We start from the raw sequence: 16,170 nt of genomic DNA on the forward strand, positions 1-16,170 counted from the left end.
TCTACTATTAATCAATGTTTGCTTTAGTAACCATCCTTTTGATTTAAACCACCTCCTATTTTCCAGAAAAACCCACTTTATATAATGACTAACATACAGTTGCATAACAATATATCGCATAACCCTTCAATAAACTGAAAATTAAGTTATAATATTATTATAAAAACAGAAGGGGGAATATGCATATGTACTACAACACTTCATTCGAAAACGATCAACCTGTAGGCCGTCTATAAACTAAGACGGGCATTCATATAACAAGTGCATTATGCCTCGTCTTAGGGAATATATCATAACCCTAAAAATAGACGGAGGTACTTCAAATGAAACAAACAATTTTAGGAGCTATATGCTTATCACTAGCTGCAAGTATTTGGGGTGGTATGTACGTCGTTAGCAAATATGTACTCGATTATATCCCACCACTTACACTCGTTTGGCTACGCTTTATTATCGCTTTCGTTGTTTTATATATGATTTTAAAAATAGCTGAGAAAAAACAAAAGAAAAAAGTAACCATTTCCAAAAAAGATTGGCTACTATTCGCTTGGATTGGATTTATCGGATATTTCATTTCGATTACATGTCAATTCATCGGTACAAAATTATCCGACGCTCATACAGGCTCTTTAGTAACATCAGCTACACCTGCATTTATGGTTATATTTGCAGCGCTCATTTTAAAAGAAAAACTAACTGCTCGTAGACTGTTATCAACTATAATAGCGACAATCGGTGTCATTATCGTTATCGGATGGGATATTGAAATCGGCTCCTATTTTATCGGTACAATCATTTTAGTTGGGGCCGCTATTACGTGGGCTTTACTGTCCATTTATGTAAAAATCGCTTCAGCTCGATTTTCATCTTTAGTTATTACAACGTACGCAATATTCTTTTCACTCTTTTTCATTACACCTTCTATGATATGGGAATTCCAATCAACCTCTATCGAAGCAATAAATACGTACGTAATATTAGGCATATTATATTTAGGAATCGTCTCAACAGCAGGGGCATTTTTCCTTTGGAATAAAGGATTAGAATTAATGGATGCTAGCATCGGTTCATTATTTTTCTTCTTCCAACCTATCGTTGGTTCAATACTTGGCTGGCTCTTATTAAACGAGACGTTAAGTAGTAACTTTTTCATTGGTGGTATTCTTATTATATGCAGTGTTATCATTACTACGTTTGAAAAGCGAACGTAGTATAAAAAAACAGGAAGAGACTTAGTCTCTTCCTGTTCGTATTATTGGATCTTGATCATGGAATCCAATACAAATTGGCATATTGCTTTGCACTTCACTACATACACGCATAAAACTACATACTGTTCTTGTAATTAAATATAAAGTTATACCGATTGCTTTTTCGGTTGTATCAAAACCATTTTCAGCATACATATCCGCTAATTCTACAGACCTCGGCCCCTCTATATCATATGTCCATTCAGATGCCCAATCATCATCCTCTTCTTCAAGTGGAACATATTCCTCACAAATATAAAACTGACTATCCCATTCATTCTCGAGATCATACTCAAAATAAAGCGCTTTTGCCCCTTCACTAGTAGCGATTTGTACAGCTTCATTCAAGCCTACTCGAATACTTTCCTTATATGACTCTAAATCAATTGCTCTAATTCGCTCTGCATATTCTGTAGACGCTAACATGCTACAAATTTTAAAATACTTCATTTCTATTTGCTCTACTGCTAACGAAAAGACATCCTCTTGCATCTCTTCTAAATACTGAAACATATCCAAACTAACTCACTCCATACTCTTTACGCACTCCAATGCGCGGGACGGGACAGCATTTCCGGCAATTTTGTATGTTTATCCCCTCTCGCCGCATTAATTTGAACTTGCGTAAGAAAAATACTATTTGTAAAGTCTGCTCCGCGAATATCTGCATCACGCAAATCTGCTCCGATGAGATCTGCTCCTCTTAAATCTGCACCATTTAAGTTAGCCGCAATTAAATATGCTCCTCTTAAATTTGCTCCTTGCAAATCTTTCTTTTTCAAATTTGCCCCCATAAGGTCTGCTCCGCGGTGACTAATTCGTTTCTTACGCGCGGCATTCATTTCCTTCCAAACTAGCTCACTCGTTTCTAAAAGTAAAACATTTACTTCTGCACGGTGTAATGGAATATTTACTTTCATTAACTCGTCCGCATTTAAATTTGAAAGGCGCTCCGTCTCTTCAATCGCTTTACTTAGTTCTTTATGAATCAATTGTGTCTCATTTAATAGAAGAGATTCATTCAAATACCACAGCATTTCATGAAGCTGATGCATGATTGGGAAAGCATCAAACATTTTTCTAGCATGCTGAGCATCTTTCCGCCAATCGATTCCTTTAAACGTAACTTGAGAAATCTTCTGCCCAGCACCGAAACATTCAAATACTGTACAGCCTTTATAGCCATTTCCTCTAAGATTTTTATGTATACTACATTTATAATCTGATTGTAAATTTGAACAAGGTTTACCACCATCTTTATTCACTGCAAAATCTACCGATGCTGCGAACGGTAACGCCACACAACATAAACCAAAACACTTTTCACAGTCTGCTTTTAAACCATTGTGATTTACATCCTCTTCTACATGAAAATAATCGTTATTATTAGTCAAAATATATACCCCCAGTTGCCTTTCAACTATTCCATAATAATCCAACTATAGTAAATTATCAAATTTAAAATAAACGGGCATATTTCATTTCAAACAACAACATAATCCTTTTATTTCTTTTCAATAAAAAAAGACTTCCACTACACTATCAATTATAATTAAATTAAGAACTTTCAAATAACAAGGAGGATTACTATGGCATTAGAAATGAAAACCAACTGTCAAATTTGCGATCAATCGCTCGAGTCAAATTCTGAAGCATACATTTGCGTATATGAATGTACATTTTGCGCACCATGTACAGAAGAAAGACAAAACGTTTGTCCAAACTGCGGCGGCGAATTAGTACGTAGACCGAAAAAGAAACAATAAAAAAGCACTTCTTCTTATAATATTAAACTAAGTTTAATACAGTTACTTTTTCACGTGTCATAATACCTTGTATGCCCATACCTGAACCTTTTACACCAATGCATGGGAAGTGGTCAGGACCGCTCTCTGTACGTCCGTTAGTTTGAACAGAAACAGTGTCGATTATATGATGCTTTTTATAAATAATTCAAATCTCCTAGGACAAGCATCCGTTTCGTATTTGTAAAAAGCTTAATATATTACTAATAGCTCATACTAATAGCTAATTGATAAGATGGGAGATGTTTTTTTGTCTGAACGTTGTAAGAAGTGCGGACATAGACACTGTAACTGTAGATGTCATAAAGAATGCAAAACATGCGTACAGAAGGTTGTTATCGAGGGACCACCAAGTGTATTTTCACCGGCTTTCGGTAATTTTTATCAGACTAACTTTGTCACATTAGTCAGCAACCAGCCTATGCCTTGGAATGCTACTGGGCAGACAGCTGGTGGATTAAATCTAGATCCTGATGGAGTGACTATCCACGTTGTTCAAGCTGGGGCATATTATATTGAATATTATGTAAGTGTGAATTATGATCCCGGTGTTCCTGGCGGTGACAGGGATTTGGGGATATTCATAAACGGGGTGGAAGTTCCCAATAATCAAACGCGATTTGGCGTTACTGATAACGAAGCTGATCGCAATGTTTGTGCCACTGTTTCTGGTGGTGCTATTGTGTTCATCCCAGCTAATGCTACTGTTCAATTGAGAAATGTATTAGATGAAGTTATAGACACTTGTGATGGTCGAAAACTTGCAGCATCAATTAATTTGATTAAATTATCCTGATATTACACTTTTAAAAATAACAGTAATTGGAGACATGATGAATAGTCTATAAGTTGTAAAAGCACCCTAAAATGGGTGCTTTTATTTTTTGCAAATATACCTGCGGTTTCCATATATACCACATAACGATTTATTATGTACACTAAGAAAAGGCATTCCTCACCTTATTTTTTTGAAAAGGGTGTTATAAGTGACCGCATCCTAATTCTTCCATACGAAGAACATGAATAAACAACTCAAGTTAAACATTCAAAAACTTAACACAAACAGGCTCTGGCACAACAACATCAGATTGTAAAAGTGTTAACTTTCCTGTAGATTCATTTCTTGAAAATAGCACAAGATTATGTGACTTTTCATTTGTAGCAACAAGAAACTTTTCAGTAGGATCTAATACAAAGTCTCTCGGCCAATTTCCTTCTGTAGATGTATGTTCAACAAATGTAAGCTGACCTGAATTTTGATCCACACTGAAGACAGCGATACTATTATGGCCGCGATTACCTGCATATACAAAACGGCCGTCAGAAGAAATATGAATCGCACTTCCTTGACTATTTTCACCAAACTCTTCTGGAACGGTAGAAATATACTGTAATTCTGTAAAGGACCCTTCTTCTGCATTATATGTTAACACAATAACCTCTGAACTAAGCTCCGTCATTACATAAGCGTATTTTCCATTTGGATGAAAAGTAATATGTCTTGGACCACTTCCTGGTTTCCCAGACAAGCTATTTACTTCTATTAATGTACTATCTTTTATTTCATACGTAATTAACTTATCAATTCCTAAATCAACACCGACCACATATTTTTCATCAGGAGTATATCCCGCATAATGCGCATGTGGTTTTTCTTGTCTTTCTTTATTCGGACCTGAACCTTCATGCGCCATAATAGATGAGGCAGGATTTACAGTTCCATTTTTTTCATTTACTACGAAAGACTCAATCGTTCCTTTATGGTAATTCGCTGTAACTACTGTATGGTTTCCACTATCAACACTAATATGACAAGGAGAAGCACCTTCTACTACTTGTCTATTTTTCGCTTTTAGTTCTCCAGTATGACTATCAATGGAATAAGCAGCTACACCGCCAGATTCGCCTTCCTTAACAACGGAATAGAGATATTCATTATTTCGGTTAATCGTTACATATGTAGGGTTATCCAGCTTGGCCGCAAGTGTTACATTACTAATTCTTTTCGCTTCTGTGTTTAAAGTAAACTTATATATTCCTTCACTATTTTCTTTCGTGTAAGTTCCAACATATCCAATAAACTCTTTGTTATCCTTCATTTTCATAACCCTCTCCCTATAGTTTTTGTTCATCATACTTCTTACTAAGTAGCCTTAAACTATTTATATTGAAAGAATATCCTAAAAAATCGGAGTACCTCTTTATACGTTACCATATTTTCTTGCTAAATAGCCTTTAAACCCATTTTTTTTGATAAGCTGCTATACTTTCATATTCTTCTTCTAAATGACGGGACAAACGAATATAAATCGGCGTTAAATCTTTATATTTTTTCACACTTTCCATATTTGGCTCATGATAGAAATTTGCACCTACCATTTCAGCAACTACGTCTAATGTATTTACTTCACCTAAGCTATATAAACCAAGGATAGCAGCTCCTAAGCAAGAGCTTTCGAAACTTTCAGGAACATATACATCTTGATGAAAAATATCCGCCATCATCTGTCTCCAAAGTTCCGACCTTGCAAAACCACCTGTCGCTTGAATTTTTTTCGGTTCGCCAATTAGCTCTTTTAAAGCGAGAAGAACGGTATATAAGTTATAAATTACCCCTTCTAAAACAGCACGGATAAGATGTTCTTTCTTATGATGCAATCCAAGTCCAAAGAAAGATCCTCGCGCATTTGCATTCCATAAAGGAGCTCTTTCCCCTGCTAAATACGGATGAAATAATAAACCATCAGACCCCGGATTCACTTTTCCTGCTATTTCAGTAAGCACTTCATATGGATCTTTTCCTAAGCGCTTTGCAAGTTCAATCTCTGAAGTGCCTAATTGGTCACGAGCCCATCTGAAAATCATGCCACCGTTATTAACAGGTCCACCGATTACCCAATGGTCTTCAGTTAGGACATAACAAAAAATTCTACCTTTTGGATCTGTTACAGGACGATTTGTTACAGCACGTATCGCACCACTTGTACCGATTGTAACCGCAACAACCCCAGGATTTATTGCATTTACACCTAAATTGGATAGTACTCCATCACTCGCCCCTACTACAAAAGGCGTAGAAACAAGTACATTCATCTCTTTTGCAAGTTCTTCATCTAATCCTATTAAGCTGTGCGTTGTTGGAACAAGCTTAGAAAGCTTTTCATCTGTAATTCCTGCAACATGTAGAGCCTCTTCATCCCATTTTAAAGATTTCAAATTAAACATTCCTGTTGCCGATGCTATTGAATAATCAATTACATATTCCTTATATAACTTATAAAAAACATATTCTTTGATCGAAATGAATTTATAACTTTTTGCAAATAATTCTGCCTGCTCATTCTGTAGCCAAACTAATTTCGAAAGTGGTGACATAGGATGAATTGGTGTGCCAGTACGCAAATAAATTTCATGACCATTCATATCATTCTTTATTTTCTCCGCCCAGCTTGCGCTTCTATTATCTGCCCAAGTGATACATCTCGTTAATGGAGTCCCCTCTTCGTCTACAGCGATGACGCTATGCATTGCCGAACTAAAGGAAACACAAAGAATATCAATCGGTTGTACATCACTTGATTGTATAGCTTCTTTAATCGTATGTATCACTGCTTGAAAAATCTCTTCTGGATCTTGTTCTGCTATTTCTGGTGCTGGAGAATATAAAGGATATTCAATCCCGTGGCTTGCAATAACAGACCCATCAATCGAAAACAAAACTGATTTTGTACTAGTTGTCCCAATATCTACACCAATCATATATTTCGAGTTCACTATGTAACCCCTTTCAAAATATTCCTATAACAAAAGAGCACCCACAAAGTTCTTCCTTAAGTGAGAAGGATATTTACATATACATACTTGAGAGCACCATAATTTATACGAAAAAAGACTCGCCCTTATGAGAATTACGTTTTAACAAACTTTACTCCCATAAGGGGGGCCTTTTCCTATCTATTGTGCTATTTTGAAAATGAATCTTTTCTCTTTATATTGCCGTTTTCATGTAATAAGATGCCAAACTCGAGATTACGTTTATAGGATGAAGTTAAGTTACATAGAGAGTGGCCCTCTCGTGAAAAAGCAATTGAAAACTTCACTTCATTATAATTTAGGCGCTTTTGCCCAATCCGCAGCAAACTTTTCAATACCTTGGTCTGTTAATGGGTGCATAGCAAGTTGTTCAATTACTTTATAAGGAATTGTTGCAATGTGAGCACCTGCCATCGCTACACGAGTTACATGATCTGGGTGTCTGACAGAAGCCGCAATAATTTGTGTATCTAATTGATGAATATCGAATAATTCAGCAATTTTAGCAACTAATAGTACACCATCTTCAGAAATATCATCTAAACGTCCTAAAAATGGAGAAACGTACGTTGCACCTGCTCGGGCTGCTAAAAGAGCTTGGTTCACAGTGAAAATAAGTGTAACGTTCGTTTTCACACCTTTTTCAGTAAGATAGCGACAAGCTTCTAATCCTGCTAACGTCATCGGAAGTTTTATCGTGACGTTTTTATCGCCACCGTTAATTTTAATTAATTCTTCTGCTTGAGCAATCATTTCTTCAGCTGTAACAGCATCTGGCGTTACTTCTGCCGAAACAGACTCAACTTTAGGTACTGCCTGACAAATTTCTGCGATACGGTCTTCAAACTTAACACCCTCTTTTGCTACTAAAGAAGGATTCGTTGTAACACCAGCTAAAACTCCAAGTTTATATGCTTTTTTTATGTCCTCAAGATTTGCAGTATCAATAAAAAACTTCATAATTAATTCCCTCCAGTTTTTAAACGTTGATGAGTTACATGTTTAGGATGCCTATCCCGCTATTTGCCGGGCAGTAAGACCTCCACCTCAAAATTCAGCGAAGCAAAGAAGTTAGATTGGGGCTCGGGCTTTCCGTAAAAGCCCGATTGGTGAAGGCTAATAATCAGTGGTGGATAAAGAACCCCCACTGATTAAAGTTTCACTTTATTTCTTTTCTACTGCATGTCCGCCAAATTCATTGCGCAGAGCTGCTACAACTTTCCCTGTAAATGTATCATTGTCTAATGAGCGGTAGCGCATTAATAGAGACATTGCGATAACAGGCGTTGCTGTTTGAAGGTCTAATGCTGTTTCTACTGTCCATTTCCCTTCACCAGAAGAATGCATAACGCCCTTAATTTCATCAAGTTTTGCATCTTTAGAAAATGCATTTTCAGTTAATTCCATTAACCAAGAGCGAATTACTGAACCGTTGTTCCATACTCTTGATACTTTTTCATAATCGTAATCAAATTCACTTTTCTCTAGAATCTCAAATCCTTCACCAATAGCAGCCATCATACCGTATTCAATTCCATTGTGAACCATTTTTAAGAAGTGACCACTACCAGCTTTTCCAGCATATAAGAATCCATTTTCTACAGCTGTATCGCGGAAGATAGGTTCAACGATTTCCCAAGCTTCTTGATCTCCTCCGATCATGTAACAAGCACCATTACGAGCTCCTTCCATTCCGCCAGAAGTTCCTGCATCCATAAAGTGAATGCCATCTTTCTTTAATTGCTCATATCGGCGAATAGACTCTTTATAATGTGAATTACCCGCTTCAATTAAAATATCTCCTTTTGAAAGCAATGGTGTAACCTCATCAATAACAGAATCAACAACAGCATGCGGAACCATAACCCAAAGAATTCTTGGTGATTCTAATGACTGAACAAGTTCACTTAAACTAGATGTGCCTGTAGCCCCATACTCTTTCATTTCTTCTACTGCGCTCGTATTTAAATCAAATGCTGCTACTTCATGTTTATGATCAATTAAATTTTTCCCTAAGTTTAATCCCATTTTACCTAAACCAATTAATCCTACTTGCATAATATAATTCCTCCTCAGATTATCTTTTATTAAAAATCCATATCACTACGATTTTGAATACCTTTCAGTATCGATAAATCTAGAAAGGTATTCACAGTCATAGCTTAAGAATTCAATACATTTTGTGTAATGTGAACAACATTTTCTGTCGTAAATCCAAATAGATTCATGACTTCAGCTCCAGTTCCTGAAGCTCCAAATGTTTCAATTGATAATACTTTTCCTTCTTGGCCTACATAACGCTCCCAACCGAGAGATACACCCATCTCAAGAGATACTCGTTTTGTTACAGAAGACGGAAGAACCGATTCTTTATATTCTTGTGATTGACGATCAAATAACTCCCAGCTCGGCATTGCGACGATACGAACAGAAACATGTTCTTCTTCTAATTTTGCTTTCGCACTAACAGCCAATGATACTTCAGAACCTGTCGCAATTAAAATCACATCCGGATTTTCATTTGTTTGTGTTAATACATAAGCTCCTTTAGAAAGATTCTCTATATTCGCTTTCGTTTCATCAAACACCGGTAAATTTTGACGGCTAAGTACTAAAACGACTGGGCCATCCGTTTGCTGTAAAGCATAGGCCCAAGCACTCGCTGTTTCATTTGCATCTGATGGGCGGATAACTGTTAGACCAGGAATTGCCCGAAGAGCTGCCAATTGTTCAATTGGTTCATGAGTTGGACCATCTTCTCCTACAGCAATCGAATCATGTGTAAATACATAAGTAACAGGTAACTTTTGCAATGCAGCAAGTCGAATTGATGGACGAAGATAATCATTAAATACAAAGAATGTACTCACGAAAGGTTTTACTCCTCCATGAAGTGCCAGCCCATTCGCTGCCGCTCCCATTGCATGTTCACGTACACCGAAGTATATATTTCGGCCAGCAAACGATTCTACTGCGTACACTGCTTCACCTTTCATATCTGTCATAGTAGAATGCGAAAGATCCGCACTTCCACCGAAAATAGAAGGAATCGATTTCACATAATGATTAATAGCTTCCCCACTTGCAACACGAGTTGAAATTGTTTTTTCAGTATCAAAGGATAGAATATCATTCGCTTCGATTAAAACCTCACCTGTAATCGCTTTTTCTAATTCATCCGCTAGTGCAGGGTTCACTTCTCTGTATAAGTTAAACTGCTCATTCCAGTCGTTATCTTTTTCAATACCTTTTTGTTTCAGTTCATTAAAATGAGCTTTCACTTCTTCAGGTACAAAGAAATCTTCCTCATAATGCCAACCATACACTTGTTTTGTCGCTGTCGCCTCTTCTACTCCAAGCGGGTTACCATGCGCTTTATTTGTTCCAGCAACTTTTGGACTTCCATAACCTATAATTGTTCTAATTTCTATAAGAGTAGGTTGATCCATATTTTCTTTCGCTAATTGAATGGCTTTTGTAATAGCATCGACATCGGTTCCATCTTCAACTCTTACATATTGCCAATGTACAGATTCTGCCCTTTTCTGAATATCTTCAGAGAAAGCAATGCCTAATTCACCATCAAGTGAAATTTCATTTGAATCATACAGTACAATTAACTTACCAAGTTTCATATGTCCTGCCATTGACATCGCTTCATAAGAGACACCCTCCATTAAATCACCATCTCCAACTAAAGCGTACGTATTGTGATCTATAATAGAGTGACCATCCTTATTAAACTTCGCTGCTAAATGAGCTTCTGCCATTGCCATTCCGACAGCATTGGCAATCCCTTGTCCTAACGGTCCTGTAGTCGCTTCAACTCCAGGAGTATGACCAAATTCAGGATGTCCTGGTGTTTTACTATTTAACTTTCTGAAACTTTTCAAGTCATCAATTGAAACGTCATATCCAGCTAAATGAAGTAGGCTATATAATAGACTAGATCCATGTCCCGCCGATAAAACGAAACGATCACGGTTAAACCATTCTGGGTGACTAGGATTGTAATTTAAATGATTCGCCCATAATGCATAAGCCATCGGTGCTGCTCCCATTGGAAGACCTGGATGACCTGAATTTGCCGCATTAATAGCATCAATCGATAACGTACGAAGTGTATTCACTGCTAATTGATTTATGTTTTGTGCCATAGTAATTGTCCCCCTAAATACCTTCATTAAAGAATGTACTTATTTTTCCGTTTTTTGATCTAACCACCATTTAAATTCACTTTCTTGTAACAGTGCATTAGCCGCATCTGGACCATATGAACCAGACTCATATTCATGAAGTGGCAATAAGTTTTCCTCGAATGCTTCGAGAATTGGTTGTACCCATTCCCATGACAATTCAACTTCTCTCCAATGTGCAAAGAATGTAGCGTCTCCACTCACAGCATCATGGATAAGTCTTTCATATGCTTCAGGTACTCCCACATCCGCTTGCTCGCAAGTAAAGTTAATACGAATTGGTTCAATCTCTCCATTTTTCAATGGATTTTTACTATTTAACTGTAATGAAACATTCTCACCTGGGCTAATTTCAATTATTAATAAGTTAGGTTCTGCATTTGGATTATTATCTTGATATTGCTGTTTTAACGTATTTTTAAATTCAATTACAATACGAGTAGACTTTTCTTTCATTCTTTTGCCTGTTCGTATATAAAATGGAACGCCAGTCCAAAACGGATTATCGATCCATAAGCGTGCAGCAACAAATGTGTCTATGTTAGAAGAAGGATTTACTCCTGGCTCCTCTTTATACGCTATAACTTGTTGTCCCTTTATCTCTCCCAAAGAGTATTGACCGCGAATGATATGGCTTTGAACGTCTTCTTTTTTCACTTTACGAAGCGTCTCCATTACCTTTCGTTTTTCCTCTCGAATTTCACACGCGTTAATCTTTTCCGGCAGATTCATAGCAGTCATCATTAATATTTGTAACATATGATTTTGAACCATATCACGAATGGCTCCTGCGTGATCATAATATCCGGCTCTTTCTTCAACCCCAACCGTTTCACTAGCTGTTATTTGTACATTTGCTATATGTTCTTTGTTCCAAATCGATTGGAGAACAGGATTTGCAAATTCTAGTGCTTCAAGGTTTTGAATCATCGGTTTACCTAAATAATGATCAATACGGTATATCTCGTCTTCTTCAAACGTTCGACTAAGCTTATCATTAAGCTCACGAGCAGATGTAAGGTCGTGCCCAAATGGTTTTTCAATCATTAGGCGTTTCCATCCATCCGTTTTATCAAGTCCGCTTTCCTTAATATTCAAAGCGATTGTCTCGAAAAATTCAGGTGCAACTGAAAGATAGAACATTCTATTACCTTTTATATGTAGTTCTTCTTCCCTTTCACGAACGACTTGTAATAATCTCTCATAGTCTTCCGGCTTACTCACATCTAATGAGCAATAGCGAAAATTATCTAAAAAACCTTCGAGTTCTGGAGTACCTTCTTCCCTCTGACGAGAAAACGTCTCTATTGATTCTTTTATTCTTTTTTGAAAATCTTCATGAGATACTTGACGTCTTCCAAGCCCGATAACGGATATTTGCTTTGGAAGCTTTTGATCTCTATATAAGTTATATAGTGCGGGGTAAATTTTTCGTTTCGCTAAGTCCCCTGTCGCTCCAAATAAAACAAAGGTCATTGATCCCAATTTCAGTCCCCCTCATGGTGTATAATCATTGTCACTATATTAAAACTGAATTGTACAGAAGCTCATACTCTTGTTGATTCATTCTCGCTTCTTCTTATCTTCTAACTCTTTTCTTTTTATAAAAAACAAAGAGTTATCAAATTTCAATTCTTTTATACCTTTCGCTTTCTAATTGTCCCCAATATTAATAGTGGCAATTCAAAGCATTTCTACCACAACTTGCTTATTTATCGAACTATACTTAATAATATATATTTAATTACTTTTAGTTATTAAATAACCTTATATCCAGCATATTAACTACATAAATTATTATCGTCAAGAAAAATATCTCGAATTAAAGAGTTTTTATTCCGTAATCTATTTCAGAGTTTTGTCTATTTATTAGAAGAAGACGGTATAATCCAAAGAATAGCGTACAACCGAAAATAGAATATTACTTAACTAATTGCGGTTGGCCTCTAGAGTCCATACTAGCTTCTCTTTGTACTTTTTAGGAATGTCATCTCGAAAAGAATGGGAATACGTCCTTGCTCATTACAGGAAACAAATAATAAAAAGGCAAAAACGAACAGAAATATGTTCGTTTTTGCCTTTTTAATTTGACCATTAAAATGAATTCCATTACTGCTTCAAATGGTTTTTAACTGCTCTTATAACCAATTCATGATCTACTTCTGGTGGTAATCCTGAGACTGTTATCATCCCAATAACCCCTACGTTTTTTATTTGGATAGGAAAGCATCCCCCAAACGCAGCGTATTCTGAAGCATCTAAAAGATATTTTTCATTATATGAGATTCCAGTTATTTCACTTTGTATCTGCATATAATACGAGCTATGATTATGCAGGGAAACGACCCGTTTTTTACGCTCAATCCATTTCGTATTTTCCTCAGTTGTCCCTGTCATCTTGAAATGAAATAATTGCACACCATTTTTTGTTACATCAACAGCAATCAATTTTCCCTCTCGCTTTGCTGTTTCAACGATAAATAAACCTAATTGCAAGGCATCTTCATTTGTAAAAGAGGAAAATTGAAGAGTTTCCTCCTCTATTAAAATTTGTTGACTTATTTCACTCATATTTGAAGTACTCATATCTTTAACCTCCATAACTGTTTTATGCCCCACCGGCATTTTTTGAAATTATTAGGCTATATAGTACAACCTTTCAATCAATCTGAATATAAACTGCTGTAACATCGAGTAACTAGTACCGTAAAGCTTACTTTCTTCTTACAGGTGCTATTATGAATGATATTCAAAGTTATAAAAAGTACGTACTTTAAAGTGCTATAAGTACTTTAAAGTACTTTCCTACTTATCCCCCTCTTACAGAGACTATTATGAAATATATTTAACACTTTAAAAATGTATGTACTAAACATTAATATTTTAAATATTAAACTTTTTTCACTCAATGACCGCCATCCGAATTCATCTATGGAGTTTTTTATCAAGTGAAATAAAAAGAACCTAGTCGGTATTAGATTCTTTTCTGTTCGAAAAACACTCTTATATTTCCCGTGTCTTTATTCATAATAAAGACACTCTTCCACGATACATTTACATAAGTTACGATTTCATGCACACACTCTTTCCTGCCTTGTTACAAAAGACTTAGAATAGAACTTCTATTAAAGGCTCATTTTAATTACAGTAAAACATTGATGAAAAGAATAAATTTTCAAAAAAACAACTTGTTTGTCATGTTATCATTTAAGGTCCATTTTTATAAGTTTCACAATTACATCACCTAAAAAATAGGAGGCAACTAAGATAAGTGAAAAAACAGCAGGCTTCTCATAAGTAAATCACGTTGGAATTATTGTAAGTAATTTAGAAAAATCTATCGTTTTTTATGAAGCATTAACAGGTAAGAAAATATCAAACATCGATGAAATTGGCGGAAAGAGAATGGCGCAGACCCAAGGACTTGAAGATACTCGTATTAAATATACCAACTTTCACTTAGACAATTTGAGCATCGATATTTTAGAATATATTGTCCCTAAATCAGATAAAGCATGTTACTCAAATGATCAAATTAGTACAATGCATCTTTGTTTTGAAGTAGAAGATATTGATGCCGCTGTAGAACGTCTAAAAGCAATTGGGGTACAACCAGATGGCGCGCCAATTGTCTTTCAAGAAGAAGATGGCTTGAAATCTGGATTTGGTACAGGAGTTGCCTACTTCCGTAATCCAGATGGTACTAATTTAGAGCTTATCGCTCCAAAAGGTCTATTTAAACGTGACTAGTTAAAATATATTAAGGTGTTTATATTTTTTACAGCGCTACAATGAACTTGTGAAAAGATACTAAGTTTTGCTCATGTGAGTACCGAAAAAGCCACCTTATGTGAAAGGTGGCTTTTTTGTCGCTAGTCGGGAAAATTAACTAGCTCTTTTATGGCGTTTAATTTTGAAGAAAGCCCGATAAACCATTCTTCATCTCCGGTTACTAATGCCAGATCTATCAGAAAAAGGATTTGCTCCTTGTTTATTGCCTTTGATTCAGGAAGTTTTTTAACGTGCTTACTTAAAATTGAAATTGTTTTGCTTATTGTGTCTTCGTTGTCACATCTAATAACCATTACCTTCACTAATTCTCCTAGGGTATCAAATGATTCAATATAACCAGTTATTAATTCACCCTCCCTTGATATCCCTCGAACCCAATCTCCTACTTCTAAAACAGGATTATTATTTGACATCATACTTTTTCACCTTCTTACAAATGATTTTAGTATTAATAAAATAGAATAACTTCTCATTTTTTAGTGACGGCAAACAAGATATAAAAACCAAACTGTACTGTTTTTTATTACATTTAAACGTTAAGAACCTCACGGCTATATAACAATCAAACCGCTCATCTTTCTTGATTAATAAGATCAACAACTTCTTTCATTGTATAGTTCTTTAAATATTCACCTAGATGTTCTTCAGCACCTAAGAAAATAGTAAAAAGGACTTTTCGCATATTCGAACCTACAATACACTGGTCATTCGATTCTGGACATTTAGGTTGCAAAGCACCTTCTGAGGTTATTTGATAAATATTCCAGAGACTAACTTCACTTAAATCTCGAGCAAAAATAAATCCTCCACCAATCCCCTCTTTTGATTGTATAAACTTATGTTTTTTTAACAAACTTAGCACTTTGCGGATGCGTACTGGGTGAACACCGGCACTTTCTGAAATAGCATTACTTGTTGACATCCGGTCTGGCTGTAGAGCTAAATAAGTTAAACTGTGAATGGCCAAGGTAAAGTCACTGTTCATAGTCTTCCTCCTACGATATAAATTACTAATCACTTTTCAACATACTGTAACCATAAATATTACAGATAAGTTTGTCAAACGTTAAAATATATAAATAATTCTTACCATGAAGAAATAAATTTCTTTGTATTCTATCGGAGCTTATCTATGTTCCATTACTTCATTTAGCTCTTTAAGTGTAAAATAAATTTAAAGATTCCACTGTTTCTTGACTTGTTCTTCTGCCAATTGTTCAATTTTTGTCCAGATCGTATCTTTGCTCACAATAACATTTGTTTGATAATTTCTATTTTTATAATTAACTGTAACGCATACTTCAATCATCTCTT

The 16,170-nt window shown here is 35.8% G+C and carries 16 protein-coding genes and 1 pseudogene; 5 read left to right on the forward strand and 12 right to left on the reverse strand.

All coding sequences use genetic code 11. The features are described 5' to 3' along the window. Positions 1 to 323 precede the first annotated feature (323 nt). The gene (locus KPL75_RS03275) at positions 324 to 1,211 is read left to right on the forward strand and encodes a DMT family transporter (RefSeq protein WP_219919386.1); all 888 of its coding nucleotides are present in this window, start codon (positions 324 to 326) and stop codon (positions 1,209 to 1,211) included. A 21-nt stretch (positions 1,212 to 1,232) separates the two neighbouring features. Here the strand turns inward: KPL75_RS03275 and KPL75_RS03280 are convergent, their stop codons facing one another. Further along, on the reverse strand, positions 1,233 to 1,769 hold the full coding sequence (locus KPL75_RS03280; protein WP_219919387.1) for a hypothetical protein: 537 nt from the start codon (positions 1,767 to 1,769) through the stop codon (positions 1,233 to 1,235). A 20-nt stretch (positions 1,770 to 1,789) separates the two neighbouring features. Further along, a complete protein-coding gene (locus KPL75_RS03285) occupies positions 1,790 to 2,644 on the reverse strand; it encodes a pentapeptide repeat-containing protein (protein ID WP_219919388.1) in 855 nt (284 codons plus the stop codon). A gap of 195 nt (positions 2,645 to 2,839) precedes the next feature. Between KPL75_RS03285 and KPL75_RS03290 the strand changes: the two genes are divergently transcribed. After that, a complete protein-coding gene (locus KPL75_RS03290) occupies positions 2,840 to 3,016 on the forward strand; it encodes a DUF1272 domain-containing protein (RefSeq protein ID WP_002146550.1) in 177 nt (58 codons plus the stop codon). 289 nt (positions 3,017 to 3,305) lie between these two features. After that, positions 3,306 to 3,851: a hypothetical protein gene (locus KPL75_RS03295; protein WP_219919389.1), complete on the forward strand. Its 546-nt coding sequence runs from the start codon at positions 3,306 to 3,308 to the stop codon at positions 3,849 to 3,851. A 241-nt stretch (positions 3,852 to 4,092) separates the two neighbouring features. Here the strand turns inward: KPL75_RS03295 and KPL75_RS03300 are convergent, their stop codons facing one another. From KPL75_RS03300 to zwf, 6 genes are all read right to left on the reverse strand, one after another. Beyond that, positions 4,093 to 5,154 (reverse strand): lactonase family protein, encoded by a 1,062-nt coding sequence (locus KPL75_RS03300; protein WP_219921058.1) that lies wholly within the window; start codon positions 5,152 to 5,154, stop codon positions 4,093 to 4,095. 136 nt (positions 5,155 to 5,290) lie between these two features. Further along, entirely contained in the window at positions 5,291 to 6,814 is a 1,524-nt protein-coding gene (gene gntK, locus KPL75_RS03305) for a gluconokinase (protein ID WP_219921059.1), read from the reverse strand. Between the two features lie 345 nt (positions 6,815 to 7,159). After that, positions 7,160 to 7,828, reverse strand: a complete 669-nt coding sequence (gene fsa, locus KPL75_RS03310) for a fructose-6-phosphate aldolase (RefSeq protein WP_000667688.1) — start codon at positions 7,826 to 7,828, stop codon at positions 7,160 to 7,162. Positions 7,829 to 8,032: 204 nt separating this feature from the next. Further along, positions 8,033 to 8,926, reverse strand: coding sequence for a phosphogluconate dehydrogenase (NAD(+)-dependent, decarboxylating) (gene gnd, locus KPL75_RS03315; RefSeq protein ID WP_016129964.1), 894 nt, complete (start codon positions 8,924 to 8,926; stop codon positions 8,033 to 8,035). A gap of 104 nt (positions 8,927 to 9,030) precedes the next feature. After that, positions 9,031 to 11,025 (reverse strand): transketolase, encoded by a 1,995-nt coding sequence (gene tkt / locus KPL75_RS03320; protein WP_219919390.1) that lies wholly within the window; start codon positions 11,023 to 11,025, stop codon positions 9,031 to 9,033. Positions 11,026 to 11,064: 39 nt separating this feature from the next. Beyond that, positions 11,065 to 12,549, reverse strand: coding sequence for a glucose-6-phosphate dehydrogenase (gene zwf, locus KPL75_RS03325; protein ID WP_219919391.1), 1,485 nt, complete (start codon positions 12,547 to 12,549; stop codon positions 11,065 to 11,067). 410 nt (positions 12,550 to 12,959) lie between these two features. Here zwf and KPL75_RS27340 point away from each other — a divergent pair. Next, positions 12,960 to 13,046 (forward strand): annotated as a pseudogene (locus KPL75_RS27340) (MarR family transcriptional regulator); the annotation flags it as partial. A gap of 127 nt (positions 13,047 to 13,173) precedes the next feature. Here the strand turns inward: KPL75_RS27340 and KPL75_RS03330 are convergent. Next, positions 13,174 to 13,689: a heme-degrading domain-containing protein gene (locus KPL75_RS03330; RefSeq protein WP_219919392.1), complete on the reverse strand. Its 516-nt coding sequence runs from the start codon at positions 13,687 to 13,689 to the stop codon at positions 13,174 to 13,176. 687 nt (positions 13,690 to 14,376) lie between these two features. Between KPL75_RS03330 and KPL75_RS03335 the strand changes: the two genes are divergently transcribed. Beyond that, a complete protein-coding gene (locus KPL75_RS03335) occupies positions 14,377 to 14,814 on the forward strand; it encodes a VOC family protein (RefSeq protein WP_258237036.1) in 438 nt (145 codons plus the stop codon). A 122-nt stretch (positions 14,815 to 14,936) separates the two neighbouring features. On the opposite strand, the gene KPL75_RS03340 is transcribed toward KPL75_RS03335, so the two are convergent. From KPL75_RS03340 to KPL75_RS03350, 3 genes are all read right to left on the reverse strand, one after another. Beyond that, positions 14,937 to 15,269, reverse strand: a complete 333-nt coding sequence (locus KPL75_RS03340; protein ID WP_219919393.1) for an IDEAL domain-containing protein — start codon at positions 15,267 to 15,269, stop codon at positions 14,937 to 14,939. A 158-nt stretch (positions 15,270 to 15,427) separates the two neighbouring features. Beyond that, on the reverse strand, positions 15,428 to 15,841 hold the full coding sequence (saiR, locus tag KPL75_RS03345) for an Rrf2-family transcriptional regulator SaiR (RefSeq protein WP_002146539.1): 414 nt from the start codon (positions 15,839 to 15,841) through the stop codon (positions 15,428 to 15,430). A gap of 189 nt (positions 15,842 to 16,030) precedes the next feature. Continuing rightward, positions 16,031 to 16,165 carry a BA3454 family stress response protein gene (locus KPL75_RS03350; protein ID WP_002146538.1) on the reverse strand — a complete coding sequence of 45 codons (135 nt, stop codon included), beginning with the start codon at positions 16,163 to 16,165 and terminating at the stop codon, positions 16,031 to 16,033. Positions 16,166 to 16,170 lie beyond the last annotated feature (5 nt).

The sequence above is a fragment of the Bacillus sp. NP247 genome, from assembly GCF_018966865.1.
Classification (GTDB): Bacteria; Bacillota; Bacilli; order Bacillales; family Bacillaceae_G; genus Bacillus_A.

Bases quoted from the DNA above. Each gene is read 5' to 3' on its own strand.
- KPL75_RS03275 (WP_219919386.1), top strand. From the start codon at position 324: ATGAAACAAACAATTTTAGGAGCTATATGCTTATCACTAGCTGCAAGT.
- KPL75_RS03290 (WP_002146550.1), top strand. From the start codon at position 2,840: ATGGCATTAGAAATGAAAACCAACTGTCAAATTTGCGATCAATCGCTC.
- KPL75_RS03300 (WP_219921058.1), bottom strand. From the start codon at position 5,154: ATGAAGGATAACAAAGAGTTTATTGGATATGTTGGAACTTACACGAAA.
- gntK (WP_219921059.1), bottom strand. From the start codon at position 6,814: ATGATTGGTGTAGATATTGGGACAACTAGTACAAAATCAGTTTTGTTT.
- fsa (WP_000667688.1), bottom strand. From the start codon at position 7,828: ATGAAGTTTTTTATTGATACTGCAAATCTTGAGGACATAAAAAAAGCA.
- gnd (WP_016129964.1), bottom strand. From the start codon at position 8,926: ATGCAAGTAGGATTAATTGGTTTAGGTAAAATGGGATTAAACTTAGGG.
- tkt (WP_219919390.1), bottom strand. From the start codon at position 11,025: ATGGCACAAAACATAAATCAATTAGCAGTGAATACACTTCGTACGTTA.
- KPL75_RS03330 (WP_219919392.1), bottom strand. From the start codon at position 13,689: ATGCCGGTGGGGCATAAAACAGTTATGGAGGTTAAAGATATGAGTACT.
- KPL75_RS03340 (WP_219919393.1), bottom strand. From the start codon at position 15,269: ATGTCAAATAATAATCCTGTTTTAGAAGTAGGAGATTGGGTTCGAGGG.
- saiR (WP_002146539.1), bottom strand. From the start codon at position 15,841: ATGAACAGTGACTTTACCTTGGCCATTCACAGTTTAACTTATTTAGCT.
- KPL75_RS03350 (WP_002146538.1), bottom strand. From the start codon at position 16,165: ATGATTGAAGTATGCGTTACAGTTAATTATAAAAATAGAAATTATCAA.